This window comes from Sulfurimonas sp. HSL3-2, assembly GCF_039645965.1.
GTDB classification, from domain to species: Bacteria; Campylobacterota; Campylobacteria; order Campylobacterales; family Sulfurimonadaceae; genus Hydrocurvibacter; species Hydrocurvibacter mobilis.
Map to the genome: position 1 here is coordinate 1,096,365 of NZ_CP147917.1, position 16,023 is coordinate 1,112,387.

Consider the following 16,023-nt stretch of genomic DNA (forward strand, 5'->3'; position numbering starts at 1 on the left):
TCTCAAAGCAGTTTATATCTTCGTTTTTATAAAACTTTCCATCTCGGAGACTATCTCTTCGATGCTTCCTTCGCCACTTATTACATGTAAAAGATCTTTAGCACTGTAAAAAGCTTGTATTTCAGCTAATGGTTCAGTATAAACTTTCATGCGGTTGTCAAACACCTCTGTGTTGTCATCAGCACCACGTGCACGACCTAGGACTCTGTCACGAGCCGTTTCTTCGCTTACATGTACTTCTATAACACTGCAAAGCTCTAAAGAGGAGTCCTCTTTTAGATACTCGTCTAATGCATTTAACTGTTCCATACTTCTAGGATAACCGTCGATGATGATCACATCAGTAGGAGCGTTTTTGATCGCGTTTACAATCGTTTCTATAGCTATCTTGATAGGAACGATAAGTCCCTTGCTGATATAGTTGTTGATCTCAGCACCAAGCTCACTGCCGCTTGCGACTTCTGCTCTAAGCATATCGCCTGTAGAGTAGTGAGAGATATCTTGATTGTTTTTAGCGATCAGCTCAGCATCTGTCGTTTTCCCGGAGCCCGGAGCCCCGATAATCAAAAACAGTTTTTTCATTATGCTTTTACTTGCTCACGGACTCTGATATGAAGCTCTTTTAACTGGTCGTTATCGACAGTGCTTGGAGCCTGAGTCAAGATACATGAAGCTTTTTGTGTTTTAGGGAATGCGATGACATCACGGATGCTTGATTTTTTAGAGATAAGCATCATAAGTCTGTCAAAACCGATAGCAAAACCACCGTGTGGCGGTGCACCGAATTTTAGTGCATCAAGTAGGAAACCAAATTTTTCTTGTGCTTCCTCTTCACCGATTCCAAGAAGTTTGAATATCTCTTCTTGAACTTCAGGTTTATGGATACGGATACTACCACCGCCTAGCTCGACACCGTTAAGTACGATATCGTAAGCTATAGATTCGATCTCTTCGACATCCTCTTTATCAGTGTCTTTTGGCATAGTAAACGGATGGTGAAGTGCTTTTACGCGTCCGTCTTCAACTTCGAACATAGGGAAGTCAACGACCCATACGAACTCGAATCTATCTTTGTCTACAAGGTTCATCTTCTCATGTTCAGCGATAAAGATTCTAAAACGTCCCATATAGTCAAGTACAGTTTTTTTATCTCCTGCACCGAAGAAAACAACGTCACCGACTTCAAGTTCAGTTCTTTCTATAAGAAGCTGAATATCCTCTTCACTGAAGAACTTGATAAGCGGACCTTTAAGACCATCTTCTTTCATCTGGAAGTATCCAAGACCGTGAGCACCGAATTTTCTTACAAAGTCTTCAAAGCTTTTCATCTCTCTTTTTGAAAATACTAAGTCAGCACCCGGAACTTTTAAAGCTTTGATACGGTTCGTATGAGGTTTTTTAGCGATATTTGTAAATATTTCGTTGTCACAACGCTCGAAGATGTCGATAACGTCGACCATTTTAAGACCATATCTTAAGTCAGGTTTGTCTGAACCGTACCACTCCATAGCATCATTGTGTTTGATACGGTTAAACGGTGGTTTTACATCGATACCGCAAGCACCGAACATACCTGTTAAAAGGTCTTCAGCCACTTTGATGACCTCTTCTTGGTCACAGAAGCTCATCTCGACGTCTATTTGCGTAAACTCAGGTTGACGGTCAGCTCTTAGATCTTCATCTCTAAAACATTTAGCGATCTGGAAATATCTGTCAAATCCACCGACCATAAGTAGTTGTTTAAATAGCTGCGGTGATTGTGGAAGCGCATAAAACTCTCCATTATGTACACGTGAAGGGACAAGGTAATCTCTTGCACCCTCAGGAGTCGACTTAGTAAGAATAGGAGTCTCGACCTCTAAGAATCCGTTAGCATCAAGTACGTTACGAGCAGCGATAGCCGCTTTTGAACGAAGACGGAATGTCTCATACATCTCAGGATCACGAAGTTCTAGATAGCGGTATTTTAAACGTGTCTCTTCACCTACGTTTTTATCCCCGATAACAAAAGGGGTAGGGGCACTTTTATTTTCTATTTTTAAAGTATCTACAACTAGTTCTATCTCACCTGTTTTTAGACGAGGATTTACAAGTCCTTCACCACGAGGGCGAATTTTACCTGTTGCTACAAGCACGAATTCATCGCGAATACCATCAGCGATCTTATGTGCTTCAGCATTGTCAGATGGATCACATACAAGTTGGATCAATCCGCTTTTATCACGCACGTCGATAAAGATGATCCCGCCGTGGTCACGGTAGCTGTTCGCCCAACCAGCTACAGTTACTACTTCATCTATATTCTTTATGCTTAAGTCTGTACAATAATGAGTTCTCAAATCTAGATTCCTAAAGAAAAAATTTCCGCGATTATAACTAAAAGTTACTGATACAAAGATAAACGTGCAGGAAAACAGCAGACTTGACAAAGCGTTATGTAAAAATATATACTACGCTAATTATTTCTAAAAAGATATAACGCTCTATGTATATAAGAATGTTTTTTGCATATAGCGTTATATAAAAAAATACATAACAAGAAATAAGTTTAATTTGGAAGGAAATATATGAAGAAAAGTAGAATGATTAAGATATCGTTGGCGACTTTGGTTTTTTGTACAAGCGCGCAACTATTGGCACAAGATGACGCACCAAAGCAGGCTTTAAAGACGAACTATCAGCTAGTTTACAATCTAAAACCGGCAAAAGCGGATAGTTTTACAAACATGTTCAAAGAGGGAAACTTTTTCGGAAGACTTAGATCAAATACATTTATGTATAACTGGGAAAAAGAAACAGCAACACAAAAAAATCATATGACAAGCGGTCTTGGCGGTTCTCTTGTTTTTCAAAGTGCTGTTTTTGATGACTTTGATTTTAGAACAGCTCTTTACTACAGTCACGGATTTACAAATCTCTCATCAGATAATGCAAAGTATATGAAAGCCGGTGCAGATGTATTGAGCCGTTTTGATTACAGCAATACAGGTTCTCAAGATCTCGGAGTACTGGGTCAGGCATATATCAGATACAGTGGTATACAAGACAGTGATATTAAAGTCGGGCGTCAGCTTGTAGAGACTTTTTACACAAAATCAAATGACACGAAGATGATCCCGAACACTTTTGATGCAGTCGTCTTTGACACAAAACTGCTGCCAAAGACATCTTTGACTGTAGGCTATCTTGCTAAAGAGAAGCTCCGTAACCATACGGACTCACATTCTGTACTTATGTATGGAGATGCAAACTCATCATCATCGACAAATCCTGCATGGGATGAGAATGATGACAGTGCGATGCATAAAGGTCTTACATATACGGCTTTAAAAGCAGCAGGAAAACCGACAGATGCTCCTTTGATAGTCGTCGATGTACACAATAAATCTATAGAGAACCTTAACATAGATGCAGCTTACTATAACGTCCCGGAACTTATCTCTCAAGCGATGATAGAGGGTAACTATAAAGTAGCTATAAACAGTGATTGGTCTGTGACACCGGGTGTGAGATACATCAAACAGTTCGATGACGGAGCAGGGGCTGTAGGCGGTGCTGCATATGACGGTACGACTACAGGCTACAAAGATCCGACTTCGTTAGATTCTCAGATGCTAGCTGCGAGATTGGTGACTAAATATAAAAAATTCCAGTTAAACCTTGGATATTCTCATGTTTTTGACGAAGCCGATCTTATAACGCCTTGGAGAGGTTTTCCTACCGCAGGATATACCCGTTCGATGGCTCGTTATAACTGGATTGCAAATACAAAAAGTTACCGTGCAGAACTCTCTATAAACGGCAATAAAACAGGTGTCTATAAAGATGTGTTTATGCAGCTTTCCGTACTGCATACAGATGCTGACGAAAGCAAGGGACAGTTTGACGAAAACTTCTACTACGCGGGATTTACACAAAACCTTCCGATGATGCCTGAGCTTCAATGGCGTTTTAGAATAGGGTATGCGGATACTAAAAAAGTAAATGCGGATAATACAGATACGCGTTTTGAACTAAACTATCTCTTTTAAGAAGGAAATATAAAGATGAAAAAAACAGTTTTAGCCTTAATACTTTCGATCTCTTCGCTTTTTGCAGGAGAGATCAATCTGGCAGTGGCTGCCAATGTCAGTTATGCAATGGATGAGTTAAAAGCAGAGTTTGCAAAGATGCATCCCGGTACAAAAATTGAAGTGACACTAGGCAGCAGTGGTAAGCTTACCGCTCAGATAAAAAACGGTGCACCGTACGGACTTTTTATGTCTGCAAACATGAAATATCCGGAGGCTCTTTATAAAGATGGTATTGCAACTACAAAACCTGTTGTTTACGCACAGGGTGCTTTGGCGTACTTTAGTTCAAAGAAACAGGATTTTTCGCAAGGGATCAAGCTTCTTAATTCTAAAGATATTCAAAAGATTGCTGTAGCAAACCCTAAAACGGCGCCTTACGGTAAAGCGGCGGTGGAAGCGATGAAAAACGGAGGTGTACTTGACAGTGTTAAAACAAAGTTCGTTTATGCTGAAAGTATCTCTCAAACAGTCGCTTACTCTATTAGTGCTGCAGATATCGGTTTTATCGCAAAATCTTCACTGTATTCGCCAAAAATGGTACAGTATAAAGAGGGCATAAACTTTAAAGATGTCGATCCTTCACTCTATACTCCAATAAAACAGGGTATAGTTTTACTTAAATTTGCAGATGCGAATAAGGAATATAAAGATTTTTATGACTTTATTTTAAGTGCAAAAGCAAAAGAGATATTTAAAAAGTATGGATACCTAGTTCAATGAATATAATCAATGCGACTATCACTGATATAAAAAAATATGAAGAGATCTCAGCGGTATCTTTTAATGCAAACGGCGTAGAGATAAGTATGGTCGCTTTAGAGTTGGATCCAGAACTTAAAATCGGTACAAAAGTACAGCTAAAGGCCAAAGCGACAAATATCGCTTTGGCTAAAGGCTTTAATTCGCAGATAAGTATAGCCAACCAACTCGAAGCTGTAGTAGAAGATGTCGTAAACGGCGAGATATTATGCAGTGTAAAGCTCTCGGTAAAAGAGACTGTCATAGAGAGTATCATCACTCAAAAATCCGCTGTTTCTATGGATATAAAGACGGGTGACAGACTCATCGCTCTTATAAAATCAAATGATATATCAATAGCATCATTTGAATCAGAATTTTGATATAAAGGATATAGAGATGCCTCTACTTTTAGATGCCGAACTTTTAGAGTATATACGTGAAGATATACCATACTTTGATCTGACTACAACACTGCTCGGTTCAGATTTTGAAAAGGCAAAACTGGAGATAAAGACAAGAGAGGAGATAGTCGTAGCATGTAGTGAAGAAGCGGCACGAATAGCTGAACTTTTAGGTTGTAAGGTTGAGTTTTTTGTGCCATCGTCAAAAAGAGTTAAAGCAGGCGAGACGATCATGAGCATTGAAGCAAAAGGAGAGATCCTGCATCAGGCATGGAAACTCACCCAGGTGCTTTTGGAATATGCATGCGGGATGGCTACATACGCAAACGATATGCTCTTAAACGTGCAAAAAGTAAATAAACATTGTGAGATATTGGTCACAAGAAAAAGTATCCCTTTTGCTAAGCAGTTTGCTATCCGCGCATTGTTGTGCGGAGGCATACTGCCTCACAGACTGGGACTTTCGGAGTCCATACTCGTCTTTTCTCACCATCGTTCTCTTTTTAAGGACAGTGATGCATTTAAAGAGGGATTTAAAGAGTTAAGATTAAGAGCTGTTGAGAAAAAAGTGGTGGTCGAATGTGAAGGTTTCGATGATGCAAAAGAGATGCTTTCACTCGGTGCAGATGTTGTCCAGATGGATAAATGCGACATACAGATGCTTACTGAGCTTATGGAGTACAGACAAAAAGAGTTTCCAAGTGCAAAGATCATAGCTGCAGGAGGCATAAACAAGATGAATGTTGCAGAGTTCGCAAAAACAGGTGTGGATGCCATCATAACAAGCAGCCCTTATCAGGCGAAGATGGCAGATATCAGCGTAAAATGGATAAAAATATGAATGCATTAAACTTTGAACCCTTTTTCCTCTCTTTTAAACTGGCGGCTTTTACAACCGTGATACTTTTTATCATTGCTCTGCCTCTTAGCTGGTGGCTGAGCCAGACAAACAACAGGTTTAAGCCTATGATCGAAGCATTTGTGTCACTGCCTATCGTGTTACCGCCGTCAGTCTTAGGGTTTTACATACTCTATGCGCTTTCATACAACTCTCCTTTTGGTGCGTTTATGGATGAGTATTTCGGTGTAAAGATGGTCTTTAATTTTACGGGACTTGTGATAGCGAGCTGTTTTTATTCTTTTCCTTTTATGGTGCAGCCGCTTCAAAGCGGGTTTGAATCACTCAATAAAAACATGCTTGAAGCATCATATATTGCAGGTAAGAGCAGGCTTGTCACTCTCTTACATGTAGCGCTTCCAAACATCAAACCTGCACTTATCACGGCACTTATCATCACATTTGCTCATACTGTAGGCGAATTCGGTGTTGTTTTGATGGTCGGAGGATCTATCCCCGGAGAGACAAAAGTCGCTTCTGTTGCGATCTATGAGTATGTTGAGATCATGGACTATACATCTGCGCATATATACAGCATTATAATGGTGCTTATAAGCTTTTTTGTCTTACTCGGGGTCTATATATTCAATCAACGACAAAGTCGTAAAATGGGCATAATATAATGATCAGACTAGATATAAAAAAGAGATTATTCACAACAAACGGACATGTCGATCTGGATGTCGATATAAAGATCAAGAAAAATGAGTTCGTAGCATTAAGCGGTGTGAGCGGCAGCGGAAAGACGACACTTTTACGTATCCTTGCAGGACTTGAAGAGGCTAGCGGAGAGATAGATGTCTTCGGTACGCAGTGGCTGAGTTCTAAAAAAGCTCTTCCTCCGCAGGAAAGGGGTATAGGTTTCGTCTTTCAGGACTATGCGCTGTTTCCAAATATGAACGTTTTACAAAATCTGCTTTTTGTCAGTAAAGATATAGAGTTGGCAGAACACCTTTTAGAGTTGACGGGCTTGAGTGAGTTAAAGGAGAGGTTTCCAAATATGCTCAGCGGAGGACAGCGTCAACGTGTCTCTTTATGCCGTGCTTTGATGAAGCGTCCAAAAATCCTACTCATGGACGAGCCGCTTTCAGCTTTAGATCCCGAGATGAGGACAAAGCTGCAGCACGATATATTAAGGCTTCACAAAGAGTTTGGTACCACTACGATAATGGTAAGTCATGATCCAAGCGAGATGTACCGTTTAGCCAGCAGAGTACTTGTACTTGACCATGGAAAGATCATAAAAGACGGACTGGCAAAAGATATTCTTCTGAAAACACAGGGGAGTCAAAAGTTTACGCTTCAAGGCGAACTCTTAGATATAAAAAAAGCCGATGTCATATATATTGCCATAGTGGCTATAGGACAGCAGATAGTGGAGATTGTACTTGATTCAAACGAAGCTAAAAGCTTTAAAATAGGGCAGAGCGTACAAGTAAGTACGAAAGCATTTTCTCCGTCACTCTCAGATATTAACTAACTATTGATTTTTTTGAACTACTTTTTGATACAATAAATTGTACGACATTTTTAAAAAATAGGAGTTTATCATGACTGCGCGAAAAGACTTAGATTTTAGCGAATTTGAAAAAATTCTAAAAGAACAAAAAGAGAGTATAGAAAAAAATATAGAAGCTACCCGTTCTGAGATAGAAGCAATAGCTCTTGAAGATGAGATAGACGATATGGAAGATATGGCTGAACTTCAGATCGATAATGCATCAGACCAGACTATCCTTCATCATCTTGAAACTGAACTTGCAGAGGTCGAAGCCGCATTACAACGTATACATAATAAGAGTTACGGCATTTGTGAAGATACAGGCAAGCATATCCCGTTAGAGAGATTAAAAGCATACCCTTTAGCCAGAACATTCGCTTAAAATAAACGACATGCCTACAGACTAAAACATAGTCTGTAGATAGTATTACTTCTTCTTATAGCCTCAAGATACAGGATTATGCATATGTATCCAACAGATTTGTAGAGTTTACCGTCGGTTTAACTTCTTTTTTTTCACTGCTTAGATATGTCTGTGCTTTGCTCGCAGTATCATTTGTACTTTCTAAGATCTGCGTGTCTTGCTGAGGGGCTGAAACATCCTGTTTCGCACTTGGATCCGGTCTTCCTATCTGTACTTGGCTAGGATAGGGTGATTGAAATATATATCGGGTGATATTCATAAAATCCTCCTTTGCGCTTTGATAAATTATAGCATATTATTTATTTAAAATTTTGGCAAAAAAAGCTTGCTTAAAAGTGAAATATTAGGAGTATAATTTTACAAAAAAACAGAAGGTTGCAGATGTCAAGCTTAGTTATAAACAATTATACTTTAAAGCATTTTAATTTAAATGCAAAACCGATAATGGATGAATATCTCCATATGATAGAGATCGATCTTAGCGACTATACATTTGCCGGAAATTATATCTGGCTATCGAACTCCACCGGGTTTTACGCTATCGTCAATGAGACCTTCTGTCTGTTTATCTTGTCTTCTGGAGTTCTAACGATGCTTCTGCCGCCTCTTGGAAAACAGGAAAAGATCTATGATGCGATAATCGAGTGTTTCGACATTATGAATACGCACAATGAAAATAAACATTTTTCTAAGATCGAATATGTACATGAAGATATATTAGAAGGGTTTGTAGACTATCTGGAAGAGGGTACGGAGATATTTGAGAAACTCAAAGATTTCGTTATAGAGAAAAAATTGGTCGACTATATTTATAGAACTGATGACCTTATCGACTTAAAGGGCAATCCGTACAAAGTAAAAAGAAACGAGATCAATCGCTTTAGAAATATTTATCCTAACCATAAAATCGAGATCTTTGAGAAAGAAAAACATGCAAAAGAGGTGATAGCACTCTTTAATAAATGGGTACAAGACAGGACGATACATATGCCAAAAGAGGATGCGGAAGTGTTCTTAGACGGCATCTACTTTGAGCGTTTTGCAATAAAAAGGCTTATGAACGACTATGATAAACTCGACGTCATAGGAATAGTGATCTATATAGATGATGTGCTTAAAGGCTTTACCGTCGGAGAAAAGATCAGTGACGACACGGCAAGCGTTATAATCGAGAAGACAGACTTTGAGATACTCGGCTGTGCACAGTTCATCTTCAGAGAGTTTACTAAACTGCTTAAAGAGATGTATAACAGCGAATATATCAACGTGGGTGACGATATGGGGTTTGAAAACCTTAAAAAGGTCAAGATGTCATACCGTCCGGACAAGTTGATACCAAAATATACCATCTACCAAAAATGACGATAAGACAAGCTTCTCTAACGGACTTGGAAGAGATACTAAAAGTGGAGACGGATAACTTTACGGCTGAGGATTTTGGACTTTCAAGGTCTTCGCTGCGTTATCACTTAAAAAGAAATATCGTCTTTATCATCGAAGATAAGAAGGGGATTATAGGTTATTGTCTATGGCTTACTAGAAAGAACTTCTATAGACTTTACTCTATTGCCGTACTTCAAGAGTTTCACTCAAAAGGATACGGAAAGATGCTTTTAGAGTATTCGCTTAAGCAGTTAAAAGACAAAGAGCTGCGTTTAGAGGTAAAACAGATAAATAAACAAGCCGTATCTCTCTATGAAAAGTTTGGATTTAAGATAATAAAGACACTTAAATCCTACTATCCAAATAATATAGACGGCTATCTTATGAAAAGAGCTATCTCTTAACAGCTCTTTTCAGACTCCATTCTACCCATTTATAAGACTCTATCAAAACAAATACGGCAGCTGTAGCGCCTCCTATGTAACCAAGCATCTCTAGCGTCGGCGGTACTGAGTGAAGCCAGCTTGGAAAGATGTAAAGAGCAGCACTTTGAAGCACTATACCGATACCCACTCCGATCCATATAGCAGGATTGATGGTCAGACTTTTTTTAATGTCACGTAAAAACGGTTCATGCTCTTTTTGAGCCAAGATGCCGTTGACCCATTGTGAGGTCACGATAATGGAAAAAGATACTGTAATGGCAGCTTCATAGCTGTACCCGGTACTTAAAAGGTAGATAAAGACAGAGACAGTCACGGATGCATTGACGATCGAGACCCATGCGATCCTCGCCATCTGCCAGCGGTCAAAAAACTGTTTTTCAAGTCTGCGTGGAGGGTTTTTCATCACATCTCCCTCTTCACGGCATAATGGAAACGTCTTGTCAGTGACTCCGTCGGTCACAATATTGATCCATAGGATCTGTGTTGCATGAACGGGTAGGGGAAGCCCTGCTATGATCGCTCCGCTGATAAGAAGTATCTCATCAAAACAGGTCGCAAGCAGATAAAATATGACTTTTCTCAGATTTGCCGTGATGATCCTTCCTTGGCGGATCGCATCGACTATGACACCGAGATTATTATCGGTTATGACCATCTTTGCGGTTGATTTTGCAGCTTCGCTTCCGCCGCCCATGGCAATGCCCAGATCGGCTGCTTTAAGTGCAGGGACGTCATTGACCCCGTCTCCCGTAACAGCTACTATCTCACCATCTTTTTGCAGAAGTTTGACGACTCTGTATTTGTGCTCGGGAAGGGCGCGTGCTATGACGCTGCATCTTTTTAGCGCATTTGAGAGCTTTTCATCCGTCATATCTTCTATCTCAGTACCGCTTAGTACTATATCTTCATCTTGCCATATACCGACCTCTTTGGCAATGACCTGTGCTGTTAAAGGGTTATCTCCCGTTATCATGATGACCTTGATACCGGCATTTTTCGCTTGAGCTACGGCATCGGTCACACCCGCTTTCGCAGCATCCGCAAAACCGATAAGTCCGACGATACGGATACTCCATTTTTTAGGATCGTCCCACTTCTCATCGCTAATCCCAAAAGCCAAAAGACGCAGTCCCATCGATGCCATTTCATCATGAGCATCGTTTAGTCTTTCTAACTCCTCGGAACTGTTTACAGTCATCTTTTTTAGAGCTTCATAGGCTCCTTTGATATATAAACGTTCTTTCTTCTCGTGGTCTTGATTGATAGTCGCCATCATGCGTAGTTTTGGATCAAATGGATGGTAAAACACTCTGGGATTGTGCTTTCTTATCAAGTCATATTCGGAGTCCAGCCATGTTCTGAGTGCTTTGTCGGCAGGATCACCATGCTCCTCTGAGGCATCGTTACACAGTGCCGCACACACTCTAAGAGCATCTTTATCAAATACCTCCATCTCTTTGACAGATAAATATCCTTGAGTGATCGTCCCTGTCTTGTCCGTAGCGATCACCGAAGCGCTTCCGAGTGACTCAACTGAAGGAAGATGACGTACAAGAACCTTATGACCACTGAGTCTATATGCACCGAGTGCCAAGATAAGGGTCACGACTATAGGCAGACCCTCCGGCACGGCAGAGACAAGTTCTGCTATAAGTATGGAAGCCAGATCTCCTGCACCAAGTCCGTGAATCAGTCCGACAACACCCACGATCAACAATATCCCTGCCAACACTACGATAAGTTTTTTTGAGAAGATGGCAAGAGAACGTGTAAGCGGCGAATCCGGGGACTGTTCCTGTGCACTTTTTGCGATGCTTGCCAGATAGGTATGTTCTCCAGTCGCAGTGACCATCCCTTTTGCCGTTCCTTTGATGATGTGTGTGCCTGAAAAGAGGATGTTCTTTCTTTCATAAGGAGGCGTCTCTTGCGCAAGTACCTTGTCTGCATCTTTGGAAGAGGGCACTGACTCTCCCGTAAGTGTCGCTTCATCGACTTGCAGTCCATGAGATTCGATCAGCCTGATATCCGCCGATATGAGATCGCCTTCACCTAAAAGAACGATATCCCCGGGAACGATCTCATCAGAAGGTATAAGCGCTTCTAATCCCAACCTGATGACTCTTACATGCGTCTCTGTAAGTTTTTTAAGCGCTTGGATGGAGGTCTCGGCTTTGTACTCTTGGAAAAAACCTAAAATGCTGTTGATGATAAGGATGCCGATGATAAATATACTGTCCGTATTGTGCCCCATAGCCAAAGAGAGAACTGCCGCAGCGATCAGTATGGCGACAATAGGGCTTTTAAACTGACTGATAAAGATAGACAGAAGTGAACGCCGATCCTCTTTGAGAGCGTTTAGACCGTAGATATCTAAACGTTTTGAGGCTTCATCGGCTTCTATTCCTGTCTCAGAGCTTTCAAAGATTTCGTAAAGCTCTTCGGGAGTCTTAGAATGAGGAGAATCGGATAATGTCATCATGCAGTTTACCATCCCTTTATTTATGCGTCTCATTAGATTTTAACCATAAAAAAGTGTATAATTGTTTAAAAAAAGATATAAAGAGTTATTTTTGAAAAAAATGGATATTAAAAGAGTCGGTATTATTCTCAGACCTTCGACACCGGAATTAAAAGATATATTTTATGATATAAAAAACGTGTTTGAGTCTCATGGCATAGAAGTATTCATCGACAGCATCAGCGGCGGGATGATAGATGTCATGGGTCAGGAGTTTGACATCATATGCCAAAAATGCGATATCTTAGTAAGCATCGGCGGAGACGGGACACTTATCTCGACTGTTAGAAGATCATACAAATACCAGATACCTATCCTTGGAGTCCATGCAGGAAAACTGGGCTTTTTAGCAGACCTTTCAGTTGATGAGATGAAGGATTTCGTTGAGATACTGGTCAAAGGCGAGTTCCGCATAGACCACAGAGCCGTTTTGCAGGCGACCATTAAGACAAGCGAGTCTGAAAACACGATATTCGCATTTAACGACATCGTCCTTACCCGTCCATCGATATCGAAGATGATCCGTATAGAGACTTTGGTGGATGATAAAGCGTTTAACACATACTACGGCGACGGCGTTATCGTTTCGACACCGACGGGCTCGACTGCCTACAACCTTTCAGCAGGCGGCCCTGTCTTGTTCCCGCTTACAAACGTGTTCTCACTCACTCCGATCTGTCCGCACTCTTTGACGCAAAGACCGGTCGTCCTTCCTGGACACTTCAGCATAGACATGAAAACACCGGATAAATCGGCACTGCTCATCGTTGACGGGCAGGATATGCACGAGTTCGGCTCAGGAGACACCATAAGCATCAAACTGGCAAAAAACCCTGCAAAACTGATACACAGAAAAGAGTTTAACTACTTTGACGTACTAAAAGAGAAACTTCGCTGGGGGGAATAAGAATCACATTCCCTCATTTTTCTTGATTAATTTTACTTCACAATATGTGTCATCTCAATATGTATTTATTGCAATTTGTCATATTTTTTACATTACTACGTAATAATATGTCAAAATGATAAAAATCAAGATGAGTGTTTAAAGTATAATTGCAGACAATGAAGAGGTCAAAAAGATGATAGAGAGATTTTACCTAAAAGATTACCTGAGTTTCAATGAAGCGGAGCTTGAGCTAAAAAGCGGTCTTGTCGTGTTTACCGGTCCCAGCGGAAGCGGTAAGTCCATACTTATGAACTCCATTCTCTCTTCACTGGGTGCGAGCAGTTGTGAGGCTTCTCTTTGCGAATCTAGCGTGACGTGGGAACTTGACTTGGAAGAGACGGGCATAGAAAGCGATGATGTAAATGTCTTTAAGCATATCAAGAAAGAGAAATCCCGCTACTTCATCAACAACCAAAGCGTCTCTAAAAAAGCGATGTCCGACATCGGCTCGAATTACCTCAGACACTTGAGCCTCAAAGACTACAGCGATTTTGAGAACGAAAACCTCCTTTCTATCTTAGACAACCGTATAGAACACAAGACACAAGGTCTTGAAAAGCTCAAAAAAGAGTATCAGAAAAGCTTTTTGGAGTATAAAAAGGTCAAGCAGGAGCTTGACAAGATAGAGGAAGAGGAGAAAAAGATAATCGAACTCAAAGAGTTTGCTGCTTTTGAGATCCAAAAGATCCAAGAGGTAAATCCAAAAGAGGGTGAAGACGAGGAACTTCTGTCTATCAAAAAAGAGCTTTCCAAAAAAGAGAAGGTGTTAGAGAGCATAGAGCTTGCAAAGTCTCTTTTTGACAATGAACACCACGTTTTCAGTACACTTGACCTGCTGGATGTGGACAGCTCTTTCTTTGACGATGCGATGAACGAGCTGAGAGTCGTTCTGGATAACGCTGAAGAGAGATTCAGCGCATTGGAGGACATAGAGGTCGAAGAGGTGCTAAACCGCATAGAAGAGCTTAGCGCCATCAAAAGAAGATATGGAAGTATCGAAGAAGCGCTTGTTTATAAAGAGCAGAAGATAAAAGAGCTTGAGGCGTATGAGAATATCGAGATAACAAAAGACGAGCTTGTACAAAGACACGCTGTTTTAGATAAAGCGGTCAATAAACTTGCAGATACTCTAAGCGAGCTAAGAGCTAATGAGCTTAAACCTTTTAACGATGACCTGAACAAATACCTAAAAGACCTTTATCTAAGAGATGCAAAGGTGGGTTTAAGTGCAAGCAGACTTGACCTGCTAGGCAAGGACACTATGGAGCTGGAGCTAAACTCAACGGCACTTGATAAAGTAAGTACGGGTGAGTTCAACAGACTTCGTCTTGCGATACTTGCCTTAAAATCGGAGTTTATGAATAAAAACGGCGGTGTCTTGATGCTTGACGAGATAGATGCCAACCTGAGCGGTGAGGAGTCTATGAGCGTTGCAAAGGTGCTTCGCAAACTGGCAAAACATTTCCAGATATTTGTCATATCGCACCAGCCGCAGCTGACTTCCATGGGAGATCAGCATTTTCTTATCCATAAAAAAGGCGATGAGTCTTTTGTCAAAGAGCTTGATTTTAACAGCAGGATAGAGGAGATAGCGCGTATTATCAGCGGTGAGAGCATCACCAAAGAGGCAAAACAGTTCGCAAAAGAGCTTTTGGAGGCATGCAGATAGATGTGTTTTATAATCTCTATCATCTCTTTGGTGTTATGTTTTAACTTTTATATGGCCGGTAATCTTTTACTAGCCTTATTTTCGCTGTTAGTCTCCATCTTTTTTATTATTTTGATGATAAAGAATATAAAATACGTTAAAAGTTTAAAAGACGAGAAAAAGGGCAAAAAAGATGATAATTGATACGCACATACATTTGGATGACGATAGATACGACGATGACTTTGAAGATGTCATAAATAGGGCGTATGAGAGTGATGTAAAGCGTTTTATCATACCCGGAGCCGATCCTCTCACGCTTGATAAAGCGGTAAAGATAGCAGAAGCGCATGAAGATATCTACTTTGCCGTAGGCGTGCATCCTTACGACCTTGAAGCGTTTGACTCTCTGGACTTTGAAAAGTATCTAAGCCATGAAAAGTGTGTGGCCGTAGGCGAATGCGGGATGGACTACTTTAGACTAGAGGGCAGTGACGAAGAGAAAGAGAGCGTTAAAAAAGAGCAGGAAAGAGTCTTTAAAGCACAGATAAGATTGGCAAAAAAGTATAAGAAACCTCTTATAGTGCATATCCGTGATGCTTCAGTCGACTCTAAAAGGATACTGCTAGAAGAGGATGCCGGAGAAGTAGGGGGTGTCCTTCACTGTTACAACGCCGATGAGCAGCTTCTTTCTCTTGCAAAAGAGGACTTTTACTTCGGTATAGGCGGTGTTCTGACATTTAGCAATGCTAAAAAACTTGTAAATGTTCTGCCTAAGATCCCTTTAGAGAAACTTGTCATAGAAACAGACGGTCCATACCTGACTCCGACGCCTCATAGAGGGACTAGAAACGAGCCTGCATATACTAGATTCGTGGCAAATAAAATGTCTGAGCTGCTTGATATGGATGTGCAAACTATAGAAGAAATAACCACGGAAAATGCGAGAAAATTGTTTCATATTTTTTAATATTATATAGTTTACATGTAAGATTTATCTACTAATAATCTCTTTTTGGGTAAAATAAAAGACTTTTTATT

16 protein-coding genes are annotated in these 16,023 nt (G+C 40.5%); 12 read left to right on the top strand and 4 right to left on the bottom strand.

Annotated features, from left to right (window positions below; all coding sequences use genetic code 11):
- Window positions 1-12: 12 nt before the first annotated feature.
- Window positions 13-582, bottom strand: coding sequence for an adenylate kinase (locus tag WCX87_RS05535; RefSeq protein ID WP_345981051.1), 570 nt, complete (start codon window positions 580-582; stop codon window positions 13-15).
- The gene (aspS, locus tag WCX87_RS05540) at window positions 582-2,339 is read right to left on the bottom strand and encodes an aspartate--tRNA ligase (protein ID WP_345981052.1); all 1,758 of its coding nucleotides are present in this window, start codon (window positions 2,337-2,339) and stop codon (window positions 582-584) included. The genes WCX87_RS05535 and aspS overlap by 1 nt, the downstream gene beginning before the upstream one ends.
- 228 nt (window positions 2,340-2,567) lie before the next feature.
- Between aspS and WCX87_RS05545 the strand changes: the two genes are divergently transcribed.
- The 7 genes from WCX87_RS05545 to WCX87_RS05575 all read left to right on the top strand — a co-directional run bounded on the left by WCX87_RS05545 (window position 2,568) and on the right by WCX87_RS05575 (window position 7,996).
- The gene (locus WCX87_RS05545; protein ID WP_345981053.1) at window positions 2,568-4,031 is read left to right on the top strand and encodes an OprD family outer membrane porin; all 1,464 of its coding nucleotides are present in this window, start codon (window positions 2,568-2,570) and stop codon (window positions 4,029-4,031) included.
- A 15-nt stretch (window positions 4,032-4,046) separates the two neighbouring features.
- On the top strand, window positions 4,047-4,793 hold the full coding sequence (gene modA, locus WCX87_RS05550; RefSeq protein ID WP_345981054.1) for a molybdate ABC transporter substrate-binding protein: 747 nt from the start codon (window positions 4,047-4,049) through the stop codon (window positions 4,791-4,793).
- The gene (locus tag WCX87_RS05555; protein WP_345981055.1) at window positions 4,790-5,194 is read left to right on the top strand and encodes a TOBE domain-containing protein; all 405 of its coding nucleotides are present in this window, start codon (window positions 4,790-4,792) and stop codon (window positions 5,192-5,194) included. The genes modA and WCX87_RS05555 overlap by 4 nt, the downstream gene beginning before the upstream one ends.
- A 16-nt stretch (window positions 5,195-5,210) precedes the next feature.
- Window positions 5,211-6,056 carry a ModD protein gene (gene modD / locus WCX87_RS05560; RefSeq protein WP_345981056.1) on the top strand — a complete coding sequence of 282 codons (846 nt, stop codon included), beginning with the start codon at window positions 5,211-5,213 and terminating at the stop codon, window positions 6,054-6,056.
- Window positions 6,041-6,736, top strand: coding sequence for a molybdate ABC transporter permease subunit (modB, locus tag WCX87_RS05565; protein ID WP_345981058.1), 696 nt, complete (start codon window positions 6,041-6,043; stop codon window positions 6,734-6,736). The genes modD and modB overlap by 16 nt, the downstream gene beginning before the upstream one ends.
- Window positions 6,736-7,593, top strand: coding sequence for an ATP-binding cassette domain-containing protein (locus WCX87_RS05570; protein WP_345981059.1), 858 nt, complete (start codon window positions 6,736-6,738; stop codon window positions 7,591-7,593). Before modB ends, WCX87_RS05570 begins: the two co-directional genes overlap by 1 nt.
- Window positions 7,594-7,663: 70 nt before the next feature.
- Window positions 7,664-7,996, top strand: a complete 333-nt coding sequence (locus WCX87_RS05575) for a TraR/DksA C4-type zinc finger protein (RefSeq protein ID WP_345981060.1) — start codon at window positions 7,664-7,666, stop codon at window positions 7,994-7,996.
- A gap of 76 nt (window positions 7,997-8,072) precedes the next feature.
- Here WCX87_RS05575 and WCX87_RS05580 read toward each other — a convergent pair whose 3' ends face one another.
- A complete protein-coding gene (locus WCX87_RS05580) occupies window positions 8,073-8,297 on the bottom strand; it encodes a hypothetical protein (protein ID WP_345981061.1) in 225 nt (74 codons plus the stop codon).
- A gap of 122 nt (window positions 8,298-8,419) precedes the next feature.
- Between WCX87_RS05580 and WCX87_RS05585 the strand changes: the two genes are divergently transcribed.
- The gene (locus WCX87_RS05585; protein WP_345981062.1) at window positions 8,420-9,400 is read left to right on the top strand and encodes a phosphatidylglycerol lysyltransferase domain-containing protein; all 981 of its coding nucleotides are present in this window, start codon (window positions 8,420-8,422) and stop codon (window positions 9,398-9,400) included.
- Window positions 9,397-9,825, top strand: coding sequence for an N-acetyltransferase (locus WCX87_RS05590; RefSeq protein ID WP_345981063.1), 429 nt, complete (start codon window positions 9,397-9,399; stop codon window positions 9,823-9,825). Before WCX87_RS05585 ends, WCX87_RS05590 begins: the two co-directional genes overlap by 4 nt.
- Here WCX87_RS05590 and WCX87_RS05595 read toward each other — a convergent pair.
- Window positions 9,815-12,379, bottom strand: coding sequence for a cation-transporting P-type ATPase (locus WCX87_RS05595; protein WP_345981064.1), 2,565 nt, complete (start codon window positions 12,377-12,379; stop codon window positions 9,815-9,817). The two genes, WCX87_RS05590 and WCX87_RS05595, sit on opposite strands and share 11 nt — an antisense overlap.
- A gap of 67 nt (window positions 12,380-12,446) precedes the next feature.
- Here WCX87_RS05595 and WCX87_RS05600 point away from each other — a divergent pair, with 67 nt between their 5' ends.
- From WCX87_RS05600 to WCX87_RS05610, 3 genes are all read left to right on the top strand, one after another.
- Complete coding sequence (locus WCX87_RS05600; protein WP_345981099.1) at window positions 12,447-13,292, top strand: NAD(+)/NADH kinase; 846 nt, start codon at window positions 12,447-12,449, stop codon at window positions 13,290-13,292.
- A 175-nt stretch (window positions 13,293-13,467) separates the two neighbouring features.
- The gene (locus WCX87_RS05605; RefSeq protein WP_345981065.1) at window positions 13,468-15,003 is read left to right on the top strand and encodes an AAA family ATPase; all 1,536 of its coding nucleotides are present in this window, start codon (window positions 13,468-13,470) and stop codon (window positions 15,001-15,003) included.
- A 172-nt stretch (window positions 15,004-15,175) separates the two neighbouring features.
- Entirely contained in the window at window positions 15,176-15,952 is a 777-nt protein-coding gene (locus WCX87_RS05610) for a TatD family hydrolase (protein WP_345981066.1), read from the top strand.
- The last annotated feature ends 71 nt before the right edge of the window (window positions 15,953-16,023 follow it).

Excerpts from the sequence above, each read along its gene's own strand:
- WCX87_RS05585 (WP_345981062.1), top strand. The coding sequence starts at position 8,420 with ATGTCAAGCTTAGTTATAAACAATTATACTTTAAAGCATTTTAATTTA.
- WCX87_RS05595 (WP_345981064.1), bottom strand. The coding sequence starts at position 12,379 with ATGAGACGCATAAATAAAGGGATGGTAAACTGCATGATGACATTATCC.
- modA (WP_345981054.1), top strand. The coding sequence starts at position 4,047 with ATGAAAAAAACAGTTTTAGCCTTAATACTTTCGATCTCTTCGCTTTTT.
- WCX87_RS05555 (WP_345981055.1), top strand. The coding sequence starts at position 4,790 with ATGAATATAATCAATGCGACTATCACTGATATAAAAAAATATGAAGAG.
- WCX87_RS05570 (WP_345981059.1), top strand. The coding sequence starts at position 6,736 with ATGATCAGACTAGATATAAAAAAGAGATTATTCACAACAAACGGACAT.
- WCX87_RS05610 (WP_345981066.1), top strand. The coding sequence starts at position 15,176 with ATGATAATTGATACGCACATACATTTGGATGACGATAGATACGACGAT.
- modB (WP_345981058.1), top strand. The coding sequence starts at position 6,041 with ATGGATAAAAATATGAATGCATTAAACTTTGAACCCTTTTTCCTCTCT.
- WCX87_RS05580 (WP_345981061.1), bottom strand. The coding sequence starts at position 8,297 with ATGAATATCACCCGATATATATTTCAATCACCCTATCCTAGCCAAGTA.
- WCX87_RS05545 (WP_345981053.1), top strand. The coding sequence starts at position 2,568 with ATGAAGAAAAGTAGAATGATTAAGATATCGTTGGCGACTTTGGTTTTT.
- WCX87_RS05535 (WP_345981051.1), bottom strand. The coding sequence starts at position 582 with ATGAAAAAACTGTTTTTGATTATCGGGGCTCCGGGCTCCGGGAAAACG.
- WCX87_RS05605 (WP_345981065.1), top strand. The coding sequence starts at position 13,468 with ATGATAGAGAGATTTTACCTAAAAGATTACCTGAGTTTCAATGAAGCG.
- WCX87_RS05590 (WP_345981063.1), top strand. The coding sequence starts at position 9,397 with ATGACGATAAGACAAGCTTCTCTAACGGACTTGGAAGAGATACTAAAA.
- WCX87_RS05575 (WP_345981060.1), top strand. The coding sequence starts at position 7,664 with ATGACTGCGCGAAAAGACTTAGATTTTAGCGAATTTGAAAAAATTCTA.
- WCX87_RS05600 (WP_345981099.1), top strand. The coding sequence starts at position 12,447 with ATGGATATTAAAAGAGTCGGTATTATTCTCAGACCTTCGACACCGGAA.
- modD (WP_345981056.1), top strand. The coding sequence starts at position 5,211 with ATGCCTCTACTTTTAGATGCCGAACTTTTAGAGTATATACGTGAAGAT.